At 56.5% G+C, this 8,019-nt stretch carries 5 protein-coding genes; 2 read left to right on the plus strand and 3 right to left on the minus strand.

Annotated features, from left to right (window positions below; translation table 11 throughout):
* Positions 1-280 precede the first annotated feature (280 nt).
* From Pla100_RS13100 to Pla100_RS13110, 3 genes are all read right to left on the minus strand, one after another.
* The gene (locus Pla100_RS13100; RefSeq protein WP_146578100.1) at positions 281-1,549 is read right to left on the minus strand and encodes a diaminopimelate decarboxylase; all 1,269 of its coding nucleotides are present in this window, start codon (positions 1,547-1,549) and stop codon (positions 281-283) included.
* A 127-nt stretch (positions 1,550-1,676) separates the two neighbouring features.
* Positions 1,677-3,614, minus strand: coding sequence for a polysaccharide biosynthesis/export family protein (locus tag Pla100_RS13105; RefSeq protein ID WP_231603020.1), 1,938 nt, complete (start codon positions 3,612-3,614; stop codon positions 1,677-1,679).
* 420 nt (positions 3,615-4,034) lie between these two features.
* Positions 4,035-5,588 carry a hypothetical protein gene (locus tag Pla100_RS13110; RefSeq protein ID WP_146578101.1) on the minus strand — a complete coding sequence of 518 codons (1,554 nt, stop codon included), beginning with the start codon at positions 5,586-5,588 and terminating at the stop codon, positions 4,035-4,037.
* Positions 5,589-5,954: 366 nt separating this feature from the next.
* On the opposite strand from Pla100_RS13110, the gene Pla100_RS13115 reads away from it, so the two are divergent.
* Together Pla100_RS13115 and Pla100_RS13120 are read left to right on the plus strand one after the other, a co-directional pair.
* Complete coding sequence (locus tag Pla100_RS13115) at positions 5,955-6,158, plus strand: hypothetical protein (RefSeq protein ID WP_146578102.1); 204 nt, start codon at positions 5,955-5,957, stop codon at positions 6,156-6,158.
* 155 nt (positions 6,159-6,313) lie between these two features.
* Positions 6,314-7,573 (plus strand): hypothetical protein, encoded by a 1,260-nt coding sequence (locus tag Pla100_RS13120; RefSeq protein WP_146578103.1) that lies wholly within the window; start codon positions 6,314-6,316, stop codon positions 7,571-7,573.
* The last annotated feature ends 446 nt before the right edge of the window (positions 7,574-8,019 follow it).

An 8,019-nucleotide genomic window follows, 5' to 3' on the forward strand; every position in this document is an offset into this window, starting at 1 on the left:
AGAAAAAGTTAAGAGAAATTACTGTTCGGAAATAGTTTTGGCATTTGCATCGAGCAAGAGAATCGGAACCCGACGCGTCAGCGAGGGATGTGTCGTTAGACTTGATCCCTCGCTGACGGGCCTGTTGATTTAATCGTAACCCGAAGCGTGAGCGAGGGATTCAGCGTCATTAAGGCATATGTATGTATCCCTCGCTCACGCTTCGGGTTTCGATGAGGACTAAATCAACAGCCCGTGACGCGTCGGGTTAGGAAATCAGGAAGTTATTTCCGAATGCTTACTAGGTGCGAGCCAGCACCGGGACGCTTGAAAAATCGACGGTGGCAAAGTAATCGTCAAACGTTTCGGCACGTCGGATTTGCCGGAATTCGCCCGCATCATTGAAGATCAATTCCGCCGAACGCAATCGTCCGTTGTACTGGAATCCCATCGAGTGACCGTGCGCACCGGCGTCGTGGATCACCACGATGTCGCCGACTTCGGTTTCCGGCAAATGACGATCGATCGCAAACTTGTCATTGTTTTCACACAACGAACCAACCACGTCGACCAACTGACTTTCGGGCTCGGATGTTTTGCCCAAGACACTGATGTGGTGATAGGCACCGTACATGCCCGGACGCATCAGGTTGCTCATGCAAGCGTCGACGCCGACGTAATTCTTGTAAGACGACTTTTGATTGATGACTTTGGAAATCAAAAAACCATAAGGTCCCGTCATGGCACGACCGTTTTCCATCATCAATCGAACCGGAGCCAAGCCGGCCGGAACGAGTTTGGATTCATACAGCGATTGAACGCCACTGCCGAACGCTTGCAGATCGATCTCGGATTGCTCCGGACGATAGGCCACGCCGATTCCACCACCCAAGTTGATGCATTCGACCTTCACGCCCGTTCGTTCGTGGATTTGAATAGCGAGGTCGAACAGCATTTCGGCCGTTTGCAAGAGCGCGTCGACATTCAGTTCGTTCGACACGACCATCGCGTGTAACCCGAATCGCGTGATACCGATCTCGGCACACTTGGCGTAACCTTCGAAGATCTGTTCTCGTGTGCAACCGAACTTGGCTTCCTTGGGATCGCCAATGATGACGTTGCCTTGACGCTCGGGGCCGGGGTTGAACCGGAACGAAACCATCTCGGGCAAGTGGTCGAGTTGCTGAAGCTGCTCGATGTGATGAGGAGTGTCGAGGTTGATGATCGCTCCGAGGTCGTTGGCGATTTCGAACTCCTCGAGCGTCGTGTTGTTGGACGTGAACATCACATCGTGGCCGGTAATACCCAATCGCCGGCAAGTGATCAGTTCGGCCACACTGCTGCAGTCGGCACCACTGCCCTCCTCAGCCAACATCGCGACGATGTGAGGGTTGGGCGTCGCTTTGACGGCGAAGTACTGTTGAAACCCCTCGTTCCAAGCAAACGCCGCATTGAGATCGCGGGCTCGTTTCCGGATACCATCTTCGTGATAGATCACAAACGGCGTTGGATGGTCAGCGGCGATCCGGTCGATCAAAGTGCGATCGAAAGGCAATGTTTTCGCAGGCATGTTCTGGACTGAAAAATTAGCTGGGAGGGTCAATCAAAGGTAAGCGACACAGTAGCTTAGCAACGTGGGAAGAAATGTTTCCCAGTGCACAAGATACTCCCCCGAGCCAATCTCGAAAACCGAGGACTCAGTTGAGGTTGCCTTCTACGGGGAACAAGAGGCCGTTGCCGAGGAACGGAGCAACGCCGTAGATGCCCTCGGTGAAGACCTGCTGAACGAAACGGTCGAACACCCGAATGGGGGTAGGCGGGACGATGATGATATCGCCGTCTTGCAACCAAATCTCGTCCGCCGGACGCGAGGCTTTGCCCAAGATCGCCCCACGCAGGTCGAGGATCGTTGATAGCAGCTCCCAATTCGCACCGCGTCGAAAAATCACGACTTGACGCAAATTGGCACCCGGTACGTAACTGCCCGCCAAGCTCAAACCACCCAAAACCGTCGTCGGCGTCGTCATTTCAAAACGACCCGGTTGGGTGACTTCGCCCAAGACATAGACAAAGTGCGGGGCTTGTTGTTCGAGCACGACTTCGACTTCCAACCCGGCACCGAGTGAATCGTAACGTAAGTTGATCTCTTGTTTCAATTCGCCAAGGGTCAAACCTTGGGTCGGGATGGCCCCCAGTCGTGGCAATCGGATTGTGCCTTCGGGCGTGATCGTCTGCACCGTGGTTTGCGGATTGAAACCTTCCGAACCACTGATCGCTTCGCGGATTTGTCGAGCGACGTTGTTGGTTTGCACGGGCGTCACGTCGATCGCCGGATCCGGGTAGTACTCCTCATAGCGATCGTTCAGGACCGCGCGGAGTTGTTCGATCGTTTGACCGGCCGCGTGGACTTGTCCGATGAACCGTAAAGTGATCGTCCCGTCCGGCTGAATCTCCAAGCCGCTGTCGAGTGTCCCTCGAGTCAGGTTGGCATCGGCGTCCGATTCGATCAACAGCTCGTCGCCGACGACCAATCGGTAAGCGCCCGCAGTTCGAACTGTTTTGATTAGAAACGTTAATTCGATTTGGTCACCGCCGCGCAGACGATACTCGGCGACAGGCGTGGTTCGCGCCGGTCCGACGTAGCCGCCAACGCCATAGGTGTTGAAGGGCGGTTGTTGTGGGCATCGCCAGCACTGGCACTTCGGGCGTTCGGTCGTCCCCACGCCCACGATTCTCCCGAGCCGATCGACGCCACACTTGCCACGCCGATCGACGCAACCACCACAGGTCGAGCACATGACATCGGAGAGCGGAGCGGTGCCACGAAAACTCGCCGGCATTCCCCAACGGTAACGTTCGGCGTCGACTAAGTTTTTCCAGCTTTCGTCTTCGTGAGGCATCAACGGTTGCAAGACGGATTGAGCCGTCGGATCGGCCGGCGGTTTGCTCCGATCGGTCGAAGGTTCTTGCGGCTTCACTAATTTGTTTACGTTTGACTCGGCCTCTTCGCTCGACTTTTTCTTAGGTAGCGACAGTCGCTGCCGTTCCTCGTCGGGCGTCACCTCAAACTTGGGGACATTGCCACCGATCGCTCCGCCTCCAAGTGGTTGTGGTGAGGGCGGTTTGGGACGCGGTGTTGGTTGCCGATTCGGCAATGGCGACGGCAGATCGTCGGTCGCTTTGGGACTGGAGTCCTTCGAAGGAACCGGTGGCGCGAGCAGGTCATCCAATCGCTGATCACGATTGCGTTTCAGATCACTCGGTGATGGTAACTCGTCTTCATTCTCAGGTGCACCGGATGGTTCAGGACTGGATTGGCGATCAGCTTCCGACCATCGTCCAGGTTCATCAATGTTAGATTCCTCGGAAATCCGCCGGGGTGGCAACGGGGCGGGAATGCGATCGAGCGATCGTGATTCGAAACGTGATCGTGCTTCCAATTTGGCCTGCTCTTTTTTGAGCAGGTGCTCTTCCAGGGTGCGACGATACTCTTCGAGTCGATCCATGGATCCGGCTTGGTCGGCCTCATCATCGAATGTCGGCGCAGGCAATTCCTCGGCGATCGGTGAGCTTGCTCCTGGTCCGATGAGTTCCTGAGCGATGACGTGAGGACCGATCGCCACATGGGTGAACATCACAAAGAAAATCGCAACTAAAACCAACCTAAGCGGTTTTCGGGCCAACGGCCCATCCGTTTGCCTAGCCCAGTCCGAAGGGCTGGGTGATCGATAGCACGTTACCATGTAGGACCAACGGTCCGGCCGTTTGTTCACGTCGCTAGCAAACGGCCGGACCTTCGGCCCTTCATGGATCGCTCGCACATTCAACCCAGCCCTGCGGGCTGGGCTAGGTAAACTGCCGGGCCTTTGGCCCTGAAAGACTGCCCCGACATTCGTTAGAGGTCGGAGCCAAGCCGGCATGCGGAATAAAAACAAATCTTGGAAAGTTCGTGTCAATACCGACCTTTCAGCAGGCCAGTCGGTTCGGTTCGTGGCGATGTCAGTCATCAAATTCCCAGCAACGCTCATAGTGAATTCGGAAATGTCCATATTTGCCTACCAGTACGATCGGCCCGAAGACCGGATCGCCAACGGAGGGACGGGCAATGTGGGATCGAGGATCTGCCCGGTCGACCGCTGCGATTGGTCGGTAGGAAGACTTGGCCCGCGGGGTTGGTTTTGCCCGTGAGGGTGTCGTTGATCGGGTTGCGCGGCCACGCGAACGTCGAAGCCAGGTTGGGGAACCGGCGTGAATGATTGCGTTGGTGCCGAATGCTGAGCCATCGCATGTTGCGGCATCGGGTGGCTCGTTCGAGCGAACGCTTCGGGCGACATAACCTGAACGGGCAGTTCACTTGGTAACGTCGTGCCGGCGAGCTGTTTCTCACACTGGTCGACCAGCAGGAAGTCGCCTGAAAGTGCGGCCGCCTCAAGCAACGCTTCGACTCGTTGCCGCGTCGGCTGAACACTGACGCTGGCCAACAGACATTCCTTGGCGGCACCGGGGATCGACCGCCGCAACAGCGTACGTCCGAGTTGTGCGTAAGCGTCCGCATTGTCCGGAGAAATTTCGACGGCGGCCCGCCGGTACATCAGGGCCAGTTCGGCCGAATGCAATGAAGAGTGATCGGCCGAGTTCTCAACCGCGCCGTTGCTGACCAACACCTCAAGATCCGCAAGAATCAAGGCGGCCTCCGCAGCGAGTGGTCCGCCATGGACCGCCTGAGTCAATCGCACCTTAGCGAAGTTCAAATAGGCTTCGACCGCTCTCGCTGATGTCAAGTTTTCTGTGTTGATCTGCTTGAGCGCCGGCGTTTGGTGGACCTCGATCAAACGAGCGATCGCCCGCGTGTCGACGGGGCCGTAGCGACCGGCAAAGTCGGCGGACTCGCGAACTGCGTCGAAGCACTCGTTGAGCGCGAGGGTGTGGGAGTTGTCGCCGATCTGGGCGTCTCGCAATGCGGCGATCGTGCGAAGGGTGTCGATGGCGGCGGCTTTCGCCGAGGCGATCGCTCCTCGTTTGGTCGCCCAATTGGCCAAGCGGAGTTGTTCGACGGCCTTTTCCGCGAGTTGTGACTTCCGCGATCCGAGGTTGATTTGATCCGAAGGCGGCAAGGAATAGGATGACCGCGATGCTTCTTCCAATTCCGAACGCTCACGCATTTCGGCGCGTTTTTGTGCGATTCGTTCCTGACGGATTTCCGCAGGCGTGGGCTCCGGTTCGGGTTCGACCGGAGCGGGCGGCGGCGGTGGCAGAATGATTTGAGCTACCGGCGCAGGATCGGTAGTCTCCTTCACCGGAGGCGACCATTGCCAATTTTCGGACGTTGCGGGCAAGGCCAGCGGACGTGGTTGCCATGCGGCCTCGTCACCGCCAGCGATCCCGGTTGCGCAACCGGCTAAAATGGCAGTCAATGCGACCGTTTTGAACGAGATCGCCGACATCGCCCCGACCGTGCAGCAACGCAGCCCGCCACCGCAGCCCGTTTGTTGTTCGCTCAGTCGCTTCCCGTTCGAAGCAAGCCGATCAGAGTCGACACCATTGAGGTGTGACCTTTCGGCTCGTTGCACAGCCATATTGCGATCCATCGCGTGAGTGATTTCGTCCATGAAATACACTTGTGCTATCGACCCTTCGCCTGCTCGGACTGCAAGTCGGCTGCCACGCATCGACCGAATCGCCTGACGAGAGGACCGTCAAACCCGACGAACCGCTCAGCCCCGACATTCGTCTGGAAGGTCATAACCGGAACAAACTTCCACGCGATTGTCGTTTGTTGCCGTTGGAGACGTGTTGATTGATTCGTTTAACGGCAAGCCGCAGGCGAAAGAGTATGAAAACGCAGACGCCTGCGGCTTGCCGTTAAACGAAAACACCCAAACGTGCACTCAATCAACACGCCGTCACCCATCGGGTTACGATTCGATCAACACGCTATTGAGACCTACTTTCTCCCCTTTCTAAAAAGCCCTTTTGTGAATCTCAAACTGCCCAAGAAAGAAATCTGCAAATGGAATCGAACCACCATGGAGGAATCACTGCCGTTACTGGCGATCCAAATTAACGAGGCCAAGTACGTTTGCAAAAAGTGCGGTAGGGCGGCCGCCGATAAACGGTTACTGTGCAAGCCGACCAAACTCGCCTCCTTGCTCGAGATTCCCGCTTCTCCGGAAAACTAATGCTTTGTCACCGCGTTTCGCAAGTCTCCCGGATCCGTTGCCTTGTCCACGGCCTCGGTTTGCTCGTAGTGATTGGTATCTTGCACGGGTGCCAACGATCCGAACCAAAGGATCTTGTTTCAGAAAATCAGGATGCTGATCGTCGGGCCGCTATCATGGAATCCGACGGACAACCGATCGGTCAACGAGCAGACGCGAAGATTCGGTTGCGAGAAGTTTTCCGACGGTATCAGGTATGCTCTTATTATCGGGACAACGCCGTCGTTACGCTGCGCCGTGGAACAACATCGTCGGCCGACGAGTTCGTTTCGACGGCACCTTTGAGAGTGGAGTTCAACCACCGTCGTTTGAACGTCGATGCCTATGCGGTTCGCATCCGAGTCGACGTGCAAGATCGCGCCGAAGTGATCGCTTGGTTCGACGAACCCGAAACAGGAAATTTCGATTCGCAAACCTTGCGAACCGCCTGGAACGCGAATACCAAAGATCGCCTGCAACTCGATCAAGTGTTGGCCGATGAAGTACTGCGTTCGCGCCTTTCGGCAGGCCTCGCCGGGCCGCCGCCGCAACTCGAATGGTTGCTTGCCGACGAGCCGATGAGCGGACTGTTTCGATTGCGATCCGACACCAACGACCAATTCACTTGGCTCGACGATGGTCGAATCAATCAACAGCGTTTACAACGGATCGAAGTGGTTTCCGATCGCGATCGTTTCGTGTTTTGGATCGAACCGGCCACCAGCTTGATTCGCCGTGTCGAGTTCCCACCGCCGCAAACGCTTCCGCCGACGAACATGGTCGCGGACGACTGGTCGTTGCAGTTGGACTTAAACGAAGCGACCTTTCAGCCGCAAGGAAGCGGCACGATGGAGTCGCTTCCGGGTTTTCCACCGATCTTCGTTGGAGCGTTCGTGCCGGTCCCCCCGCCGCCACCTTCTCCATTGCTTGGTCGCTGTTTTGATTTGAGTCGCTGGAATCGATCGTCGTCGGAGTCTCCGTACCATTTGATCGCCAACTCGCCCGAAGATGCGGCAACTTTTCAGCAGTGGTTCGCCAACATCACCGCCGCGATCCCCGCATTGAATGGGACCGCGACGATGCATTTGGTCGCTCACGAACGCGAATCGGTTCGCCAGTTCGAACGCTTGCCCTCGCCTCCGGTTTTGGTGTGGGAGGCCGATGAAATGAACACCGCTCTTCGCAAGCTCAGGTTGCCTCCCGGATCGATGGCAGTGTTAAGCCAAGACGGTCAATTGCTCTTGGTTGAAACGCGCGCCGATGCCGGTTCGGTCGGCAACGTGTTCGCCGTGATCCGGGATCATGTTTCGGGAATCGACGTCCCTCAGAAAATCCGAAGCGACTACGAATCCATCTTGCAATCCTATCAAGCCAAGCTTCAGTCCGTCCGACCGTAGCAAGAGTTCATCTCAACGCGGCGAAGCCGCAGCCAAACAAGCCCGACGCGTGAGGGCGTGTTGATTGAGTGCACGTTTGGGCGTTTTCGTTTAACGGCAAGCCGCAGGCGCCCGTGTTTTCAAACTCTGTCGCCTGCGGCTTGCCGTTAAACGATTCAATCAACAGCCCGGCAAGCGAGTGGTTTCGCTGGGATTTGGATGAATGAGATCAATCCCCTCGCTTGCGCGTTTTGAAGTTGCGCTTTTTTCGTAACCCGCTGCGTAAGCGAGGGATAATTGATATTGACTCATCCCTCGCTTACGCAGCGGGTTACGATTAAACCCGCATTATTCACCAAGGACGAAATCGGTTCTGCGTTTTGAGGTTTGGCCATTGCGAAACGCAGCGAAGCGGATTGCGAGTCTGATTTTGACCGACCGCGCACAACGCCCCCCTCCCCCAGAAT

The organism is Neorhodopirellula pilleata, assembly GCF_007859915.1.
Taxonomy (GTDB): domain Bacteria; phylum Planctomycetota; class Planctomycetia; order Pirellulales; family Pirellulaceae; genus Rhodopirellula; species Rhodopirellula pilleata.

Bases quoted from the DNA above. Each gene is read 5' to 3' on its own strand.
- Pla100_RS13100 (WP_146578100.1), bottom strand. From the start codon at position 1,549: ATGCCTGCGAAAACATTGCCTTTCGATCGCACTTTGATCGACCGGATC.
- Pla100_RS13105 (WP_231603020.1), bottom strand. From the start codon at position 3,614: ATGTTCACCCATGTGGCGATCGGTCCTCACGTCATCGCTCAGGAACTC.
- Pla100_RS13110 (WP_146578101.1), bottom strand. From the start codon at position 5,588: ATGGACGAAATCACTCACGCGATGGATCGCAATATGGCTGTGCAACGA.
- Pla100_RS13120 (WP_146578103.1), top strand. From the start codon at position 6,314: ATGGAATCCGACGGACAACCGATCGGTCAACGAGCAGACGCGAAGATT.